This is a genomic window from Changchengzhania lutea (assembly GCF_006974145.1).
Lineage (GTDB): Bacteria > Bacteroidota > Bacteroidia > Flavobacteriales > Flavobacteriaceae > Changchengzhania > Changchengzhania lutea.
Window position 1 is genome coordinate 2,904,531 of record NZ_CP039456.1, and the last position, 21,517, is coordinate 2,926,047.

At 34.2% G+C, this 21,517-nt stretch carries 11 protein-coding genes; 10 read left to right on the top strand and 1 reads right to left on the bottom strand.

From position 1 onward, the window contains the following. Positions 1 to 61 precede the first annotated feature (61 nt). Positions 62 to 979 carry an IS1595 family transposase gene (locus tag FAF07_RS13025; protein WP_142783597.1) on the bottom strand — a complete coding sequence of 306 codons (918 nt, stop codon included), beginning with the start codon at positions 977 to 979 and terminating at the stop codon, positions 62 to 64. A 1,245-nt stretch (positions 980 to 2,224) separates the two neighbouring features. Here FAF07_RS13025 and FAF07_RS13035 point away from each other — a divergent pair. The 10 genes from FAF07_RS13035 to FAF07_RS13080 all read left to right on the top strand — a co-directional run bounded on the left by FAF07_RS13035 (position 2,225) and on the right by FAF07_RS13080 (position 21,497). Further along, positions 2,225 to 5,017, top strand: coding sequence for a helix-turn-helix and ligand-binding sensor domain-containing protein (locus FAF07_RS13035; RefSeq protein WP_142785513.1), 2,793 nt, complete (start codon positions 2,225 to 2,227; stop codon positions 5,015 to 5,017). Between the two features lie 224 nt (positions 5,018 to 5,241). Then, on the top strand, positions 5,242 to 8,250 hold the full coding sequence (locus FAF07_RS13040) for a SusC/RagA family TonB-linked outer membrane protein (protein ID WP_142785514.1): 3,009 nt from the start codon (positions 5,242 to 5,244) through the stop codon (positions 8,248 to 8,250). 13 nt (positions 8,251 to 8,263) lie between these two features. Beyond that, on the top strand, positions 8,264 to 9,703 hold the full coding sequence (locus tag FAF07_RS13045) for a RagB/SusD family nutrient uptake outer membrane protein (RefSeq protein WP_142785515.1): 1,440 nt from the start codon (positions 8,264 to 8,266) through the stop codon (positions 9,701 to 9,703). A 35-nt stretch (positions 9,704 to 9,738) separates the two neighbouring features. Further along, positions 9,739 to 11,091, top strand: coding sequence for a glucoamylase family protein (locus FAF07_RS13050; RefSeq protein WP_142785516.1), 1,353 nt, complete (start codon positions 9,739 to 9,741; stop codon positions 11,089 to 11,091). A gap of 19 nt (positions 11,092 to 11,110) precedes the next feature. Beyond that, positions 11,111 to 11,392, top strand: a complete 282-nt coding sequence (locus FAF07_RS13055; RefSeq protein ID WP_142785517.1) for a hypothetical protein — start codon at positions 11,111 to 11,113, stop codon at positions 11,390 to 11,392. A 143-nt stretch (positions 11,393 to 11,535) separates the two neighbouring features. Next, the gene (locus tag FAF07_RS13060) at positions 11,536 to 13,515 is read left to right on the top strand and encodes a hypothetical protein (RefSeq protein WP_142785518.1); all 1,980 of its coding nucleotides are present in this window, start codon (positions 11,536 to 11,538) and stop codon (positions 13,513 to 13,515) included. A gap of 285 nt (positions 13,516 to 13,800) precedes the next feature. Beyond that, positions 13,801 to 17,037, top strand: a complete 3,237-nt coding sequence (locus tag FAF07_RS13065) for a VCBS repeat-containing protein (protein ID WP_221930758.1) — start codon at positions 13,801 to 13,803, stop codon at positions 17,035 to 17,037. A 38-nt stretch (positions 17,038 to 17,075) separates the two neighbouring features. Continuing rightward, positions 17,076 to 18,440, top strand: a complete 1,365-nt coding sequence (locus tag FAF07_RS13070) for a glucoamylase family protein (protein ID WP_142785520.1) — start codon at positions 17,076 to 17,078, stop codon at positions 18,438 to 18,440. Between the two features lie 6 nt (positions 18,441 to 18,446). Next, a complete protein-coding gene (locus tag FAF07_RS13075; protein ID WP_142785521.1) occupies positions 18,447 to 19,238 on the top strand; it encodes a carboxylesterase family protein in 792 nt (263 codons plus the stop codon). Positions 19,239 to 19,241: 3 nt separating this feature from the next. Further along, the gene (locus FAF07_RS13080) at positions 19,242 to 21,497 is read left to right on the top strand and encodes a glycoside hydrolase family 3 N-terminal domain-containing protein (RefSeq protein ID WP_142785522.1); all 2,256 of its coding nucleotides are present in this window, start codon (positions 19,242 to 19,244) and stop codon (positions 21,495 to 21,497) included. Positions 21,498 to 21,517: the final 20 nt, after the last annotated feature.

Consider the following 21,517-nt stretch of genomic DNA (forward strand, 5'->3'; position numbering starts at 1 on the left):
ATAAAATTCTGAAAAGCATTGAACTATCATGCTTTTCAGAATAAAAAAATTGTATATCCGTTTAATGTCCATTAGCTGTAATGCTAGCAATAATAAGCCTATCAAAGATTCGTTCTCCAAAATACCTGCGGTTGAGCTTATAAACAAACTCGTTCAGATATAATTGCAAATATTTCTTCTTGATTTTATGATAAGTTCCCGCAAAGTTCCTTTTAGCATTGCTTATTGCTATATGCACCCATTTGAGTGTTTCTTTGGTGGTTTGTTCGTTTGATTTCTCTGTCATATGTATTTCTACATAGTCTGCAATATTTACATATGAAGTACTCTTATCTGTAAATATAATAGTTTGCTCGTCATCAATAGCGTCTTTGAAGCTTTGGTCTGTGCCATCTGCCTTGTGGTCTTCTAATACCTTAGCTTTAAAATAACGGCATTGTCTATCTACTTTTCCTGTTTCTATATCTTCCAGTATGGTGCTTTCTGCCATAATCATAACATTGGATTTAGTTTTGCTCCCTCGACCTGCTTTTTGGGTTTTGTGTGCTTGTTCCGAGGCTTCAATAGTAAAATAGCCTTCATCCATTTCTATCATTCCTTCCAATGTGTACCTGTCATCACGATCCCCCATTGCTCTACGCAGTTTATGGACCATTGCCCAAACTGGCTCATAACGTTTTAGCCCCAACTGGCGCTGTATCTCTTTACTGGAAAATCCTTTTTTTGTGGTGCTCATCAAAAAAATGGTCTTGTACCAAACCAGAAATGACAATTTAGAGCTTTCCATTATGGTGCCACTGCGCAATGATGTCCTTGAGTTGCAGGATTTACATTGATAGCTCCATTTATTGATCAGCCAATAGTGGTCTGTACATCCGCAACGCTTACAAACAACACCTTGCTTGTCCCTTTGCTCCTTGAAATGAAGCCTGCAACTCTTTTCATCTGTGAAATGAACCCCAAAAGAAAATATATCCATAGCTAACTGTTTTTGAATCAATTAAATATACAAAATATTAATCAATATAGGGGTGTTTACGGATATACAATTAAAAAAATATGATGACAGGAAAAAAAGAACTTATTGAGAATTTATAATTGAAAACCAATCCTCTTTTGCTTCTGGTGTTAAGCTATCAAAACTCTTAGATGCTATTCGGTTTATTGAAAAAGTGGTCAATTGAGTAAGAAAAACTACTTTTGAGATATGTGGTAAACAAAATTTTAGCTTTCATTTAGGAAAAGTTTTGATTTTGTTTGAAAATTTATGTTAGAACTTGTATAGTTAAAAACTTTTCAAAAAGGTAAAATGTAACAAAGGTTCTTATGAAATAAGTTACCTATTCGGTTACCAAGAAAAGCTAATATTATGTAATTTATTGATTTTTAATAGATAAGGGTAAAGGCAGACTTCCTGCCGCCCCGACACAATAGTATATCAATCTATATCAAAAACCTGTTAATCTTACGATTTACAGGTTTTTACGTTTCTATAAATATTATAAGAATGTAAAAAATGCAGTTAAAAAAGTCAACAATTCGGATAACAAAAAGAGTTTTAGAAAAGTGTCATCCAAATTGTTAAAATTCAACGCATTGTAGATTAAATAAATGTGTCTTTAAAGTGATTTGACTTTCGTCTTTACAAATTAATGTTTAACTAAAAGTCATTTAAAATGAAAACAAAAAGCACCTTCACGGTTATTTTTTTTACAAGAAAATCAAGAAGCAATCCCAACGGGCTTTCTATCTATGTCCGTATTAGTAAACGGCAAACGCTCAGAAATGAGTTTAAAAAGAAGTATTGAGGAAAACTAGTGGGACAATACTAAAAATAGAGGAAGAGGTAATTCAGAAACTATCAAAATTCTAAATGCCTATTTAGACCAAGTTTATAACAAAGTACTTCAATGTCATAAGGAGCTTATGGAAGATGATACAGTATTGTCCTTAGGGTTATCAAGTCAAGATATTTGGGAGAAGATGACAATAGCAAAACTTTAAATGAGTTATTTCTTTTCATGTTGCTAGACATACGTTTACCACAACATAATAATAATGAAGCAATTTAGATCCCAAAGCATACAGAATTAATATCCACCCTTTTAACTATTAAATTAGAGAAATTCGAAAGGTTAATATGGTTTTAATATTCACAAATCATTTTTAAATTGATTAGATTTGTTTGAATCAAATTTCACTTCATTAAGGTTAAAATTATTTAATGCTAGCAAATTTCAAACACATATTTCTTTTAGTTTGTGCCATGGTGCTTTTTGGTAATATGTATGCGCAATACACACCTTTTTTTCAGAATTATTCATTAACAGAATTCAATGCTGGTAACCAAAATTGGGGGATTTCTTCTGCTGAAAACGGAAAGTTATATGTGGCGAATGACAAAGGGTTACTTGAGTTTGATGGGTTAAAGTGGAGGTTTTTTCAACTTCCAAATAAAACTACTATTAGATCGGTGTTAGCATATAATAATGTTATTTATACAGGATCATATGAAGAGTTTGGATATTGGACAAAAAATAAAAAAGGAGAGTTAGTTTATACCTCATTATATAACTTTCAAGCACAAGAAAAATCTTTAGATGAAGAGTTTTGGGAAATTTTACACCATAATGGTGCTATTTTGTTTAGATCATTTTCCAATCTTTATATATACAAAGATGGAAATATAACTAAGGCAAAGCTAGAGTCTACAATAATTTCATGCAATGTTGTTGGTAATAATGTTTATGTCTCAACATTAAAAGACGGAGTATACATATTGCAAGATGACACATTAGTGCCTTTTATTAAAACTGACAAATTGTATAACACAAAAGTTGTTTCTATAACAGCGTTTAACAACAAATTACTAGTTACTACGGCATTAAAAGGGTGCTATTTATATAGCAACAATACGCTAGAGGTTTGGCAATCTCAAATTAATTCGATAATTAAAGAGCAACAACTTAATAGCTTTTTAGAGCTAGAAAACGGCAATATGGTATTTGGAACCATAAAAAATGGCGTTTATATAACTAATCCTTCAGGTAAAGTATTATTTCATATTAGTAAAGAAAACGGTTTATTAAACAATACCGTTTTAAGCCTTGGTTTAGAAAAAAACAATAAATTATGGGTAGGCTTAGATAATGGCGTTGCACTTATAGATTTAAATTATAACCAAGTACTATATAATGATAATTCTGGTGAATTGGGAGCTGTTTACGATATTATTAACTACAAAAATGTTTTATATATTGGTAGTAATACGGGGTTGTTTTATTTAAATGAAGGTGATGATAAGCTGAAATTTATTAACAACTCGCAAGGTCAGGTTTGGAGTTTAAAAGAAATAAATGGTGAGTTGTTTTGTGGGCATAATAATGGCACCTATTTAGTTCAAAATAAAAAACTAAAAAAAATATCAAACTCTACTGGAGGGTGGGTTATTAAAAAAGTCCCCGAATCTAATAATACATATATCCAAGGCACCTATGCAGGCTTAGTTAAATATAAATACGTAAATGGAGAATGGGTTGTATTGCATTTAGGTGGAACTACTATACCTATTAAATTTTTAGTTTTCGAAGGTTCACACACTGCTTGGGCTGCTCATGCCTATAAAGGTCTGTATAGAATTAAGTTTGATGAAAATTATGAAAAAGGAGAAGTTGAAGATTATAAAAACAAAGGACTGTGGTCTGATTATAATGTAAGGGTTTACAATATTAAAAATGATATTTGTTTTAAAACAAATGAGGGGTGGCAAAAATATGAACCCTTATTGGATAGTATTGTGCCGCATAACTTACTAAATGAAACTATTGGGGATGGCACTAGTATCATTTCAGATTTGGACGAAGATATGTTGGTAACAAAAAGCATAACGGATAAAATTAGTTTTGTCTCCCTTAGCAACGGTTTTAATAATGTAGAAATTCCTAATATCCTATTTTATAAAAGATTGGTTGTAGATAACGAACGCGTGTCGAAAATAAAAGACTCGGTATATGCCTTAAATTTATATGATGGTTTTATGCTTATCAATAAATTGAGTTACAATAAGCAGGATACGCTTCAAAAACCCATTATCGAACGAATTGAAATTGATAAAAACTTTATAGATATAAATGATTTAGATACTTATGAGTTTCCGTATAACAAAAACATTGGGATATCTATATCTGCTCCAAAATCCAGTAATCATTTTTTTGAGTATGCCATACCCAACGATTCTGATAGTTTAAATTGGTATCAAATGGAATATGATAAGTTAGAATTGTCTAACTTAAGCAATGGAGACTATAAAATTCATTTTCGAACAACTAATCTCTCAGGGGAAGTATCATTAATAAAAACACTTCAATTAAAAATATCGCCACCATGGTACAAAAACAGTTTTTTTTATTTAATAGCTACATTGCTTATCAGCTTAATTATATATGGGCTTCATAAACGAAAAATTAAAAAAGAACAAAAAGCACTACACAATAAACTAATAAGGGAGCAAGAAATATTGTTAAAGGAGAAAGCCATTGAAAATGATAAAAAAATAGTGCAATTAAAAAACGAGTCCTTAAAAAACGAAGTAAAATTGAAAAGCAAACAATTGGCAAATACGGCCATGTCATTAGTTAAGAAAAACGAATCGATGCTTGAAATTAAAAAAGAACTGGTAAATAATAAATCTGTTTTCAAAAATGTATTAACCTATAAAAGATTATTAAGAACTATAGATAAATCCATTGGACATGAAGATGAATGGCAATTGTTTGAATATAATTTCAATCAAGTTCATGAAGAATTCTTTAACCAATTAAAAAGTGATTACCCACAACTGACACATAAAGATTTGAAAATTTGTGCCTACATTAAGATGAATTTATTGACTAAAGAAATTGCGCCATTAATGAATGTGTCAATTAGGGGGCTAGAAACCCATAGATACAGATTAAAACGCAAGCTAAATCTAGAAAATGATAAATCTTTAGGTGATTTTTTGCGAAATTTCAAATAAATAGAGTATAAAATTACACTTTTAACTCTTTTTTAGTACGTCATAATTACTTCATATAATTATAAACGCCTTTGTTTATTGCTTATTTTAAACGTCATAACATACGTCAAATAGCGTTTGTGTAATTTTTTTAACGTATGACGTATTTTATGTGTAAGTGATTATTTGATACATGCGACCATAGTTTTTAATTTAGATGAAACTAACATTCTAATTAAAACTATATGAAAACAAAATTTACTTTATTGTTAATTTTTCTATTTTCAACACATGCCTTTGCACAAGACATATTGGTAAGCGGTACAGTAATAAGTTCCGAAGATAATATGCCTGTACCGGGTGTGAATGTTATAGTAAAAGACACTAGTAGAGGTGTAAGTACCGATTTTGACGGAAACTATTCGATCCAGGTAAAAACTGGAGAAGTATTGGAATTTAGTTCTATTGGTCTTAAAACGGTCAATATAACTATCGGTAATCAAAAGATTATTAATGTATCACTAGAGCCAGACATTGCGGCTTTAGACGAAATTCTCGTTGTTGGGTATGGTACACAAAAAAAAGCAGTGCTTACAAGTTCTGTAAGTTCAGTTAAAGGAGAAGATTTAGCAAGAGAACCGATAATTAATGCTGCTCAAGCTCTTCAAGGGAAGGCAGCAGGTGTTCAAATAATCGCGTCAGATGCACCGGGGGCAGCTTCAACCGTTATTATTAGAGGATTGGGAACCATACAAGGAGGTAGAGATCCTTTATATGTCGTCGATGGCGTTTTAACTGGTAATATAAATAATATCAATACTTCTGATATTAAAACCATGAATGTTTTAAAAGATGCTGCATCGTTAGCAATTTATGGTAATAGAGGTGCTAATGGGGTTATTATCATTACCACTAAAAAAGGACGTTCCGGAAAAATGCAAGTTTCGTTTGATTCCTATACTGGTTTCAGGGATATATTAAGCAAAGTAGATATGGCTGATGCTTCTTCTTTTGTAACATATAGTAATGAGGCCGCATTAAGAGATTTATTATATGACAATGATCCAAGTAACGATAACGACACAAGTGGTTTTTTCCCCACAAATCAACCATATAATACCAATTGGCTGGACGCAATCACAAGAACTGCCAAAGTATCAAATTACAACCTTTCCTTATCTGGAGGGTCTGATAATATCCAAGCGTTTTTTAGTTTAGGATTTAATAAGGAAGAAGGTATTTTAAAAGATAATGATTTTGATCGACTCACAATAAGAAGTAATGTAGATTATAAAATTAGTGACAAGCTTAGCCTTTCTCAAAATGTAAGTGCCCAGTTAGCAAATACTACGCCAAAAGGATTTAATGCATTTACTACTGCCTATAAACAATCCCCTACCGTTCCTGTAAGAGATGAGCAAGGGAGGTTTGGTGCATCTGTAGCGTTTAATAATGTAGGGAACCCTGTAAAAGATCTTTTTTTCCAAGATGAAGAGCAAAAGTTCTTTAAACTTCAAGGCTCGCTTAAAATGGATTATAAAATAATAGACCCCTTAGTCTTTACCTCACGGTTTTCTATAGAAACTGAAACGGCACGATTATATAATTTTCAAGATAGATTAGGTTCTTATTTAGCCAGTAATCCTGGAAATACGGAAGAAAATTTTGAAGGCGGTATAGAAAATCCGGCTAAAACTAGACTAGTTGTTGAGCATAAAAATAACTATCACTGGTTTTTAGATAATTATTTTACTTATGAAAAAACTTTTAATGAAGACCACACTGTAAAGTTAACTGCTGGTGTTACCGCAGAAGAAAGTAGGGGAGAGTATTTAAAGGGTACTAGAAATAATGTGCCTTTAGATTCAAATCTTAAATTTAACTTGGGGTTGGGTGATGAAGATGATACACAACTTTCAGATGGCTCATTTACCGTATTAGATAGATTATATTCGTTTATAGGGAGGGTGAATTATGATTATAAAAACAAATATATTTTTAACGCTTCTTATAGAAGAGACGGCTCTAGTAAATTTCAAAAGGGATTCAGATATGGTGATTTTTTCGCTGTGAGTGTTGGTTGGGCAATAAGCAATGAAGACTTTATGCAAGATGGATTTTTTGATGTTTTAAAGCTTAGGGCAAGTTATGGAGAGTTAGGAAATCAAAATGTGCCCTTTAATGTCCTATCAGCAACAACTGGTAGTGGTGGATTTTATGCCTTTGGTCCTAATCAGGATATACAACAAGGCATTACCATAACCGGTACTGTTCAAGAGAATTTATCATGGGAAACCACCAATGAATTTAATATAGGTTTGGAATATACGCTTTTTGACTATAGATTAAGTGGTGAAATAGATTATTACCAAAGAGTGAATGAAAATGCTACCTTGGAAATACAACTTCCAGATGTTTTTGGTTTTGATCCTTTCAACTCCCATGTAGGTAGAATTGAAAATACAGGTTTAGAAGTGCTCTTAAATTGGTCAGATAAAATAACTGATAAGTTCAAATATCATGTTGGTGGTAATTTTTCATACAACAAAAATGAATTGACAAAAGTAACCAGTCCGTTCTTTAATGAACAAACAGGAGGAAATATTGATAACGGGCAATACACTAAAAAAGTAGCCGTTGGCCAACCATTAGGCAGTTTCTATTTATTTGAAGTGGCAGGTATTGATGATCGAGGCGAATTTGTTTATAAAGATCTAAACAACGACGGAGATATAACCGAAGATGACAGAAAATTTTATGGTTCTTATATTCCAAAATATTACTTTGGTTTCAATTTTGGGTTTGACTACAATAATTTTGATTTTAACGTTGACACTTTTGGGAATTTTGGAAATAAAGTTTATAACGGTAAAAAAGCACAACGCTTCGGAAACGAAAATATTGAGCAAGATGTATTTAATAATCGATGGACCACTGGAAGGCCAAGTAATACAACTCCAAGAGCGTCTAACGATGTCCCAAGATCTTCCAATTACTATCTTGAATCTGGTGATTTCTTTAGAATTAACAATATCACCTTGGGTTATACTTTGCCAAACGAAAAGTTAGGCTTCTTTTCTAATATTAGAATCTATGCATCAGCAAAAAACCCCATTATTCTTAAAAGATTTTCAGGGTTTTCTCCTGAAATACCTGGGGAAGAAAATGGAAACCCTCTTAAAACAGCTGGAATTGAATTGAATGCCTATCCAACGTTGCGATCATTTTATGTAGGAATAAACACATCATTTTAATAAATAAATAAAAATGAAAAATTTAACTAAAAAATCAATTTATTTTAGTGTTTCAATACTATTAATATTGGGTCTTACACTCTCCTGTAGTGAAGATTTTATTGATGTTGAGGCTAATGAAGAAACTGAAGGTGCGATAACAGCAGATAAAGCTCCAGAACTGGTAAACGCTGTTTACAATAATCTTAATCAATGGGCTATGAGCTCATTTTCATGGAATGGCGTTAGTAGCATAACCACTGATGATGCAGATAAAGGGAGTGACCCAGGAGATACGGGTGGAGATAAAAATTTGTTAGATGCACTTACCTTTGATGCTACAACCATATCCTTCGATGAGGTTTGGGCTGCACATTATGATGGTATACAAAGAGCAAATCAAGCCATAAATAGAATAGAAGCATTTGATTTTGATCCAACCTTAAAAAGCAGACTTATTGGGGAGACAAAATTTTTAAGAGCATTAACATATTTCAGACTTGTAAAAATTTTTGGAGGTGTTCCATTAATAGCAGGTATTCCTGACCTTAGTGTTGATCCAGATCAACTTCTTAGTAGAGCTACAAAAGAAGAAACCTATGCTTTTATTGAGACAGATTTAGCAGAAGCAATCGTCTCTTTACCAGAGAAGAGCGAGTATCCTTTTTCAGAGTTAGGAAGAGCAACCAAAGGAGCAGCGAAAGCATTACTGGCAAAAGTGAGTATGTACCAAGGTAAATGGCCAGTTGTATTAACCTTAACAAATGAAATAATTGCCTCTGGAGAATATGGTTTAACCCCCAATTACGAAGATATTTGGAAAGAAATAGGGGAAAATAATACAGAATCCATTTTCGAGATTCAAGCTAGGGGAGACTCGCCTACTGCTGGAACTCAAGGCTACAGCGTTACTCAAGGAGCTAGAGGAGCTGGTGGCTGGGGTTGGGGATTTAATACGCCTTCACAAAATTTAGCCGATTCTTATGAGGCTGGAGATACTAGACGAGATGCCACCATTATTTTTAGAGGAGAAACCTTATTTGATGGCAGACTAGTACCAAACACCGTGGTAAACCCAATGTATAATCAAAAAGCCTATTCCAGTGCATTTTCTGATGCATGGGAAACAGGAAAAAACATACGCATATTACGCTATGCCGAAGTACTTTTGATGAACGCAGAGGCTGCCCTAAATATGGGTGGAGATGTAGCAACGCCACTTAACCAAGTTCGAAATAGGTCTGGATTAGGAAATGCACCGGTTGTTAACCAATTGGCTATTTGGGAAGAAAGAAGACATGAATTGGCTTTTGAACACGATCGTTATTTTGATTTGGTTAGACAAGGAAGAGCGGGTACGGTATTAAGAGCACTAGGTAAGCCGTTTGTTGATGGTAAGCATGAAGTATTCCCTATACCTAATGAACAGATAATTAAAAGTGGTGGATTGCTTGAACAAAATCCAGGGTATTAAAAGTTGTTTAAGAATTACATAATAATATTAAACACATGAAATCAGTATTAGCTATAAAAACAAACCGGATGTTGAAGACATTTATATATGGCCTTACAATATTCACAGTATTGTTTGGTTGTAACAATCCAAATGGTATTGCACCACCACCACCAGATGTGGGTTTTATTGGTGAGCCTGTACCAGTAATTCCTTTTGAGGAATTACTGGATTTGGTGCAGGAACGTACATTTAAATATTTTTGGGATTTTGCTGATCCCACAAGTGGTTTAGCTAGAGAGCGTTCGCAATCTTTAGAAACACTTACTACTGGGGGTTCTGGTTTTGGTATTTCAAGTTTCCCAGCAGCTATTAACAGAGGTTGGATATCGAAAGACGAAGCCATTCAACAATTAAAAAAAATATTAACATTTCTTGAAAATGCTGACACATATCATGGTGTTTTTTCACATTGGTACCTGAATACAGGTACAACACAACCTTTTGGTAATAAAGACGACGGAGGTGATATTGTTGAAACCGCATTTTTAATTCAAGGACTGCTAATTAACAGACAATATTTTTCAGGCAACAGTGCCGACGAAATTGATATTCGCGATAGGATTACTGCCATATGGGAAGATGTAGAATGGGATTGGTATACGCAAGGCAACAAATCGATCACTTGGCATTGGTCTACAAACTATGAGTTTGAACTAAATCATATAATTAGTGGTTGGAATGAGGCATTGATTGTTTACGTTTTGGCAGCATCTTCACCTACACATCCTATTGATAAAGAAACTTACGACAATGGTTGGGCACGCAATGGTGACATAAAAAACGAAGGAACATTTTATGGTCATTTCTTGCCACTGGGAGAAAATTTAGGTGGCCCCTTATTTTTCGCTCATTATTCATTTATTGGTCTAGATCCTAGGGGATTAGAGGATCAATATGCCAATTACTTTGAACAAAATCAAGCACACTCACTTATCAACTACGAATATTGCATAGCTAACCCAAAAGGTTATGCTGGGTATAGTGGACATAGTTGGGGTCTTACAGCAAGCGATAACAATACTGGATATGCGGCCCATAGCCCAACAAATGATCTGGGTATAATAACCCCTACTGCGGCATTATCATCTTTTCCATATACACCCAATGAATCCAAAAAAGCTTTGGAATATTTTTATTACAACTTGAATCAAAATTTATGGGGAGACTATGGTTTTTATGATGCTTTTTCCGAACATTTTAATTGGTACGCAGATGGCTATTTGGCGATTGATCAAGGACCGATAGTAGCCATGATAGAAAATTATAGATCACAATTATTATGGACGCTATTTATGCAAGACCAAGAAATAAAAGATGGATTAACAAAATTAGGATTCACATACTAACTAAATTTAAAAAAGAGGAATGAATTCGCAAAAGTTATATTGTATTATATTTTTAATAATACTTAATAGTTGTGGTGGTAAAGATAAGACTACTACATCAGCGACTAGTACAATTGAAAAAGGTATTGCAATTATTCTTTCTTCAAATGAATTATTGGGTTTAGTGCAAAAACAAACCTTTAAGTATTTTTGGGGTTTTTCCGAATTCACAAGTGGCATGGCCGGGGAGCGTACACAAACCCCAATTATGGTCACTATGGAGGCATCTGGTTGGTGTTTCATGTTTTCCAAAAACAATTAAACCGAGAGGATGGATTTCTAAAGCAGAAGGTATTCAACAATTAAAAAAAGAGTCATGACTAGATTATAAATATTAAATCTAATAGTAGATATAACATAGTAAAGATTGTAAAAAAAAATAGAATAAATATTAAATAAATTATTATGAAAACAACTAAATTTTATCTAAATGCATGTATGCTTTTTATAGTGTTGATATTTTGTGCATCTTGTGAGGATGAATTAGACAAATATCCAACAATAGCATATGCGCCATGTGAAGATACTAATGTTACAGTAGATATTAATATTATCTCGGATTTCGAATGTCAGGCAAATATAGAGTTGCCAGGTGTTGAAGCCGTAAGAAATCCTGCCGAAATACAAATCAATAAAAGCAAGTTTGTTGGTAAATATATAGACGGTACTGGCGCTTGGGATGCTTTGATTATTGATTATGGGGCTCCTATAGACTTGTCAACATATAATACTTTTAAATTAAAAGTCAAGACAGTAATTGAGGGAACGCTCATAGTAAAATTGGAAGGGGGTACTTCTATACCATTCGAAAAAACAGCTACTGTTACTGGAGATAATGGATGGACAGAATATTCATTTGATTTTAGTGATCAATTTAATCAAAATCATAACAAACTTGTACTCTTCTTTAATGCAGGTGTTGATACTGGTGGTACAGATGTATATTATATAGATGACCTTAAATATGAATCATCTGTAGATCCTTGTGTCGGAGTTGCTCCAGATCTTAGTATAGTCAGTGATTTTGATTGTCAAATGAATCAAGACATTCCAGAGGTTGAAAAAGTAGCTACTCCCAATAAAAATGATATTAATAGCAGTAAATTTTCTGGTAAATATATTGATGAAGTTGGTGCATGGGATGCAGTAATAATAGACTTTGGTGCTCCAATAGACCTGTCATTAAATAATGTACTTAATATAAAAGTTTTTGCACCAGTAGCAGGTATTTTAAAAGCCAAGTTAGAAGGTGGTACTTCAGGTGGGATTGAAGTTGATGCCCAAATCACGAATACCGGTGTATGGGAGGAATATACCTTTGATTTTAGCAGTCAAGCAACAGAAAACCATCAAAAAATAGTACTCTTCTTTAATGCAGGTGTAGACACCGATGGTACTGAGGTTTATTTTATGGATGATTTAAAATTTACAGAACTTTCAGATCCTTGTATTGGTGTAGCCACTGATTTAAGTGTTATTAATGATTTTAATTGTCAACAAAATTCAACGATACCTGGTTTTATACCAAATGAAATAGTTGCAAACCCAGATTTAAATGCAGCCAATCCGAGTGATGCGGTATTAGAAGTAACAGATAACGGTACCGATGCTTGGGATGCATTAGTGCTTGATTATGGTGGCGTAATTGATTTAACAACTAAAAATTATTTAAGAATTAAAATTTTATCAACTAGGGCAGTCCCTTTATTGGCAAAATTAGAAGGAGGCTCATCTGGGGCAAAAGAAGTTTGGGGAGACATTACTACAACTGATGCTTGGACAGAATACATTTTTGATTTTAGTGATCAGGCAGCAGAAAATCATCAAAAAGTGGTATTCTTTTTTAATGGAGGGCAAACTGATGGCACAGCATCTGATATTTATTATATTGATGATATACGATTTAGTGAATTTGACCCTTGTTTCGGAGTGTCAATAGATACAAGTATTGCTAATGATTTTGAATGTCAACAAAACTATGACGTAGTATGTTGTATAGAGACCGTTATCATCGATAATCCTGATGTAAGCGGAATCAATACCAGTAACAGTGTTCTTGAAGTCACAGATAATGGAACAGATGCTTGGGATGCATTAGTACTTGATTTCGGAGCCGTAATTGACTTATCTGTAAAAAATCAACTAAAAATAAAAATTCTGTCAACTGGAACAGTGCCGCTGTTGGCTAAACTAGAAGGAGGATCTTCTACACCTGCGGAAGTTTGGGGGAATATTGATACTGCTAACGTCTGGACAGAGTACACCTTTGATTTTAGTGGTCAAGCAGCAGAAAACCATCAAAAAATAGTATTCTTTTTCAATGGTGGTGAAACAAACGGAACCGCTACCGACATTTATTATATTGATGATATTGAATGGCAATAATATAGTAATTACTACTTAAATAAAAGAAAGTATTAATTGAATAATTTATTTTGAATTAGTTTTAGTGAAAAGGAGAGGCTTATTACATTCCTCTCCTTTTCAATCTATTGAAAAAAAAATAATTTTGATGAAACTGATGTAGCAGAAACCCCATAGTTGAAGCAAATGCTTATCCTCTATTTTTATGCTTCCAGCAATATTTAAGTCGAACATATAAATCATTAAGGAATCGTGGACAAAATTAAAATCCTTCAAAGTACAATATTCACTTTGACATTATTAGTGATGGCATGTCAAAACCCACAGCGAAACCTTTATCCCGTTAGTGTATCAGGGTCTTTGCAATTGTTGCTTCCAGAGAGAACAGGAATTGATTTCAGTAATACAATTCAAGAATCGGCTAAAATAAACCACTTATATTACAGTCAAATATATAATGGAGCTGGAGTGGCTATAGGAGATATCAATAATGATGGTTTGCCAGACATATTTTTTTGTGGCAATCAAGTCAATGATAGATTATATTTAAATAAAGGAAATTTTCAATTTGAAGACATTACCAAAAAGTCTAGAGCAGCAAGAAGCCCTGGCTGGTCATGTGGAGTAACCATGGCAGACGTAAATGCTGATGGATATTTGGATATTTATATCAGTAGAAATGGTGAATCTATGAATCCTGAAGAACGTAAAAACCAATTATATATTAATAACAAAGATCTCTCATTTACTGAATCTGCAATGTTATACGGGCTTGCAGATGCAGGGTTTTCTTCGCAAGCAGTCTTTTTTGATATGGACAATGATGGTGATTTAGATATGTACCAAGTTAATCAGCCTCCAGATCCAAGATTATTTACGCGTTATAAAATCCCGAAAGAGAGGGAGTTATATTATTCGGATAAACTTTATAGAAACGAGAATGGTAAATATCAAGATGTTTCTAATCATGTGGGCTTATCAAATGTTCTAGCACATGGGTTAAGTGTTAGTGCATCCGATTTTAATAATGATGGATGGATGGATTTATATATAGCCAATGACTACGATGAGCCAGACTTTATGTATTATAATAATGGCGACGGAACCTTTCAAAATGTGATTGATGAGACATTGAAACATATTTCTAGGTTTAGTATGGGAACCGATACTGGAGACATTAATAATGATGGTTTAATGGATTTAATTACCCTCGATATGGCTGCAGAGGACCACTACCGCTCCAAAACCAATATGGGCTCTATGAGTAATGCAGATTTTAATAAACTGGTTATGTCGGGGAAGCATTATCAATTCATGTTTAATACACTACAAATTAATTCAGGTATGGGTGGTTTTTATGATGTTGGTAATATGACGGGACTTGCCAAAACAGACTGGAGCTGGGGAGCATTAATGGTGGATTTGGATAATGATGGGTTGAAAGATATTGTAGTCTCTAATGGTATTAAAAAAGATATTAGAAACAATGATTTTTTGAGCAGTGTAAAAGAAACGTTGAACAGTGGTTCTAAAAACTTTTTTAGCATGAGTAAACAAGCACCTTCTGCACCACTTTCCAATTATATTTTTAAAAATAAAAGAAATTTAGAATTTGAAAAAGTGGCTAAAGAATGGGGATTTGATACTCCCGGATATTCAAGTGGCACAGCCTATGGAGATCTTGATAACGATGGCGATTTAGACATAGTTATAAATAATATGGATGCACCAGCATTTGTTTATGAAAACAAAGCAACTGGCAATTATTTAAAAATAGCTTTTAAAGGTTCAGAAAAGAACAAATTTGGTTATGGTGCCAAAGCAATTATCCATCATAATGGTAAAATGCAGATAGCAGAAAATATAGTAACACGGGGATACTTTTCTTCTGTAGAGCCAGATGTATTTTTTGGTCTAGGAAAAGATACGAAAATTGATACAGTTGAAGTGATTTGGGCGGATGGAAAAGCAATCAATTTTCATGGAATTAAAGCCAATACAACCTTAATTGCCAAATACTCCAAATCAAAATTGGTTGAAAAGGAACCAGATAAAACAGAAACACTTTTTACCCAAATCAGAGCATCTGAATTAGGAATTGCATTTGTTCATAAAGAAAATGAATTTGATGATTTTGCTAGAGAAATACTTCTGCCTCATAAATTATCACAAAACGGACCATTTTCTGCTGTTGCTGATGTTAATAAAGACGGATTAGAAGATGTTTTTATAGGAGGAGCCAGCGGTCAAAGCGGTATTCTCTATCTTCAAGGTTCGAATGGCATATTTAGTAAAAGTTCTTCGCAACCTTGGGAACAAGATGCGGTTTCAGAAGATTTGGAATGTTTATTTTTGGATGTAGATGGAGATAATGACAATGATCTGTTTGTGGCTAGTGGAGGCAATGAATTTAAAAATGGAGTTAAAACCCTACAGGACCGTATCTATTTAAACAACGGGCATGGAGAGTTCATAAGAGATGCAAAAGCACTTCCTTCAATATATGAAAATTCACAAAATGTAGAAGCGGCAGATATTGATGGAGATGGTGACCTTGATCTATTTGTAGGCACACGGCTTAATGCTGGCAAATACCTATACCCTGCCAGCAGTCATCTACTTATCAATAATAAGGGAAGATATACGGATTTAACATTTCAAATTGCCCCAATGTTACAAAATATAGGTATGGTTACCGATGCCGTTTTTACTGACATTGATAAAGATGGCGATGAAGATTTGATGGTAGTGGGCGAATGGATGCAGATAATTCTACTCGAAAATCAAAATAACATATTTACAAATAGTTCAGATAAATGGGGATTAAAAGATACAAGAGGATTATGGTGGTCAATTACGACAAGTGATTTGGACAACGATGGCGATGATGACTATATTATTGGAAATCTTGGTGAAAATAATAAATTTAAAGCTTCTAAAGAACATCCTTTTAAAATCTATGCAAATGATTTCGACAATAATGGTAGCAATGATATAGTATTGTCAAATTTTTATAAGGATAACTATGTTCCCGTTAGAGGCAAAGAATGTACGAGTCAGCAGATGCCCTTTATATCGGAAAAATTTAAGGATTATAGCACTTATGCCTCGGCAAACCTAGTAGATATCTTTACCGAACAAAAACTACAGAACGCCGTAGAATACGAGGTCAGTAATTTTGAGAGTATTATTTTGATTAATGATGGTAAACGGTTAGTCCGTAAACCTTTAGTTATTCAAGTGCAGGTTTCCCCAATTAAATCCTCAATAGTTGAAGATTTTGATAATGATGGAAATAAAGATATTCTGATAGTGGGTAATCATTATCCAACAGAAGTTGAAACGGTTCGCTATGATTCAGGAATAGGAACAGTTCTTATGGGAGATGGCAAAGATAATTTTAATGCCATACCTCCTTCAAAAAGTGGCTTTTATGTTCCTTATGATAGCAGGAGTGTTGCATTGGTTAAGGGAAAAGATAAAAATTATATATTAATTACTAATAACAACGACATGCCAATATTGTATACCTATAACAAATGAAAAGAAGTTTAATTTTACAAATCCTTATATTGAAGCGAATGGATAACGTAAAAATACTTTTACTAGTACTTTTTGTAACTATCCTCTCTTGTAGTAAAAATACACAAAACAATAGTCCAACAGGCGATCTTCCTGACCCTGATCCTGAGCCAAAAATAACTAATGAAGAACTAATGGATTTGACCCAACAAACTACATTCAAATATTTTTGGGATTTTGCCAATGCAAATTCCGGTGCTGCAAAAGAGCGCTACCACCCTAATGAACCAACACTCAATCAAAATGTAGTAACTTCTGGTGGTACAGGTTTCGGGTTGATGAGTATTCTTGTAGCCATTGAGCGGGGATTTATTACAAGAGCACAAGGGGTTGAAAGATTAACTAAAATACTCGCTTTTTTAGAAAATGCCGATAGATTTCATGGCGCATGGTCACATTGGATTGATGGAAATTCAGGGCGTGTGATACCTTTCAGTGCCAATGATGATGGGGGCGATTTGGTGGAAACCGCATTTTTGGTACAAGGACTTATTTGCATAAAAGAATATTTAAAAAATTGCTCAGATACCGAAAAAGCTCTGGCAACAAAAGCAGATACCCTTTGGAAAGGTGTAGAATGGAATTGGTATACCCAAAATCAAGACGTTTTATACTGGCATTGGAGTCCTAACTTTGGCTTTGAGAAGAACTTAAAACTCACGGGCTATAACGAGGTATTGATTACTTATATTTTAGGAGCAGCCTCTCCCGATTATAGCATCACTAAAGGGGCATACGAAAAAGGTTGGGCAAGTTCTGGGGGCATTGTTTCTTCTAGCTCACAATATGGTTTTCCTTTGGTACTTAAGCATGCAGGTGGCTCAAATTTTGGAGGGCCTTTGTTTTTTAGCCATTATTCTTTTTTAGGATTGAATCCTAAAAATTTAAGCGATCAATATGCCAATTACTGGAACCTTGTTGTGAATCACACTAAAATTAACCGTCAATATTGTATTACAAATCCAAAAAGCTATACTGATTATGGTCCAGATTGTTGGGGTCTAACGGCTAGTTATTCTAGAAATACCGATGGTGCTAGAGGGTATTCAGCCCATAGTCCATCAAACGACAAAGGTGTTGTGTCGCCCACAGCAGCTATAAGTTCTATACCATATACCCCATCCGAATCTCTAAAAGTTATGCATTATCTATATCAAAATAAGGACAAATTATTAGGTCCCGCAGGATTTTATGATGCCTTTAGTCCGCATTTTAATTATTGGGTGACCGAAACCTATTTAGCTATCGATCAAGGGCCGCAAATTGTCATGATTGAAAACCATAGAACGGGTTTGCTTTGGAATTTATTTATGCAAAATGAGGATGTTAAAAAGGGATTGAATAAATTAGGGTTTAATTATTAATATAGAATGGCATATTCAAAAAACATAAAATTATTGGTATTGCTATTCATTTTCTTCGGAAGTAAAATGAGTGCACAAGAAACATTTTATAAGGCGGAAAATTTCATCAATAATCAAGATACATTACAGTACCGCATTATGTATCCTAAAAATTTTGATAAAACAAAGCCATATCCAATAGTATTATTTCTGCATGGAGCAGGAGAGCGCGGTAATAATAATAAAACACAATTGGTTCATGGAAGCTCGGTATTTGCTTCAAAAAAGAACAGAAAAAATTTTCCAGCCATCGTTATTTTTCCACAGTGCCCCAAAACATCCTATTGGGCAAATGCAAAAATCGATAGGTCAACAAAACCCATAAAATTGGAGTTTCCTCTAGACATCGATCCTACAAAACAGCTCGATTTGGTTATGCAGTTAATGGATAATATGCTTGCTAAGCCATACGTTGATGACACTAGAATTTACGTCGGTGGTCTATCAATGGGAGGTATGGGTACTTTCGAAATTTTGTATAGAAAACCTGAACTGTTTGCGGCAGCCTTTACTATTTGTGGCGCTGGTAATCCTGAAGCCACAGAGAAATATGCTAAGACAACGCCACTTTGGGTATTTCATGGAGCCAATGATGATGTTGTAAATCCGCAATCTTCAGTCGATATGATAAGTGGAATATTAAAATATGGTGGAAAGCCGAATTTTACACTTTATGCTAAAGACAATCACAATAGTTGGGATTCTGCATTTTCAGAACCTAATTTATTATCCTGGTTATTTTCAAACACTAAACAATAACATATGACCACATCAACTAAATCCAACATTTTTATAGTTAGCATTTTAATACTTTCTGTTTTGGGGTGTAAAAACCCGAAACCAAACGTAAAATTAAGTGAGACAGTATTTGATTCTAAAGTGGATTCCTTAATGAATTTAATGACTTTAGAAGAAAAAATTGGACAAACTGCTATGTATAGTGGTGGTTGGTCTGTTACTGGTCCTACGGTAAGTACAAATAATAAAAAGTATATTAAGGAAGGTAATGTGGGTGCGATGCTAAATGTATATTCTGTAAAAGGCACCAGGGAATTGCAAAAACTGGCAGTTGAAGAGACCCGATTGGGTATCCCATTATTATTCGGGTATGATGTAATTCATGGCTTCAAAACTATTTTTCCTATCAATTTGGGACTTGCTGCAAGTTGGGATTTAGAAGATATTGAAAAAGGTTCAAGAATTGCAGCCGAAGAAGCTTCGGCAGTTGGTATTCATTGGACGTTTGCACCTATGGTGGATATTGCGCGCGATCCACGTTGGGGTCGTATTTCCGAAGGCGCTGGCGAAGACGTGTATTTAGGAAGTAAAATTGCAAAGGCCTACGTTAAAGGGTTTCAAGGAGACGATTTATCAAAGCACAATACAATCCTTGCCTGTGCAAAGCATTTTGTAGGATACGGAGCAGCCCAGGCTGGACGCGATTATCATACCGTTAATATGGGTGAAGGTGAATTACGTAATGTGTATTTACCACCTTTTAAAGCTGCCGTTGATGCTGGGGTAGAAACCTTTATGACCGCTTTTAATGAAGTAAACGGTGTTCCTGCAACAGGCAATAGTTTTATCTATAGGGATATATTAAGGGATGAATGGGATTTTAAAGGCTTTGTTCTTTCAGATTACACAGCAATTTTCGAAATGGTGCAACATGGTTTTGCTGTAGATAATAAAGATTCGGCGCGTTTGGCAATGAATGCAGGCATTGATATGGATATGATGGGTGATGTAAACCGGTTATATTTAAAAGAACTTGTGGATGAAGGCAAAGTAGATGTCGCTTATATTGAAGATGCTTGCAGAAGAATTCTTTTAACTAAATTCAAATTAGGTCTATTTGATGATCCTTACAGGTATTGTGATGAAGACCGCGAAAAAGAAGTTATTTATAAACCAGAATTTTTACAAGCTGCCCGTCATAGTGCCGCTATTTCCTCGGTTTTATTAAAGAATAATGATGAGGCGCTCCCACTTTCTTCAGAAAAAACCATTGCGCTTTTGGGACCTTTAGTTAAAGACAAGGAAAATATACTGGGTAATTGGGGAGCGGCCGGTGATCGGAAAGGAAAAGCAATAAGCGTTTATGAAGGAATTCAGGAATATTTGACCGACAGTAAAATTATTTATGCCCAAGGTTGTGATATTGAAACTGATGATGAAAGTAAATTTAATGACGCTGTAATCGCTGCAAAAAAAGCAGATATGGTGGTTATGGTAATGGGCGAAGATTATGATATGAGTGGGGAAGCGGCCTCTAGAACGAATATTAAATTACCCGGCAATCAAACAAAATTTATTAAGCGTATTCGTGAAGCTGTGCCAAATAAAAAGATCGTGTTGGTCTTAATGAATGGTCGACCACTTGATTTAAGTGAAGAGGATACGCTTGCCGATGCCATTTTAGAAACTTGGTTTCCAGGAACCATGGGTGGTAATGGGGTTGCCGATGTGCTTTTCGGAACATATAATCCGTCAGGAAAATTAACTGTTACGTTTCCGCGCAATTTGGGGCAAGTGCCAATTTATTACAATATGAAAAACACGGGACGCCCAATTCCTGCAAGTAATCCTCATGAAGATTATAAATCTCATTATCTAGATTCTCCAAATACACCTTTATATGTGTTTGGTCATGGATTGAGCTACACAACTTTTGAGTATTCAGATTTTAAGTTGTCTGCTGAAACCATTGGGATGTCCGATTCCTTAACGGCATCGGCAACTATAACAAATACAGGGGATTATGATGGGCATGAGGTCGTGCAACTATATGTACATGATAAAGTGGGCAGTGTTACTAGACCTGTAAAAGAACTTAAAGGGTTTGAAAAAATATTCCTTAAAAAAGGCGAAAGTAAAACGGTAAGTTTTGATTTAAAAGTTGAAGATTTAAAATTCTATAACAGTAAAATGGAATTTACCGTGGAACCTGGCGAGTTTGAAATAGCCATCAAAGGGACTTCAGATTTTGATTTTGAACATGTATTCACACTGGAATGATTAATAGCAATTAACCAACC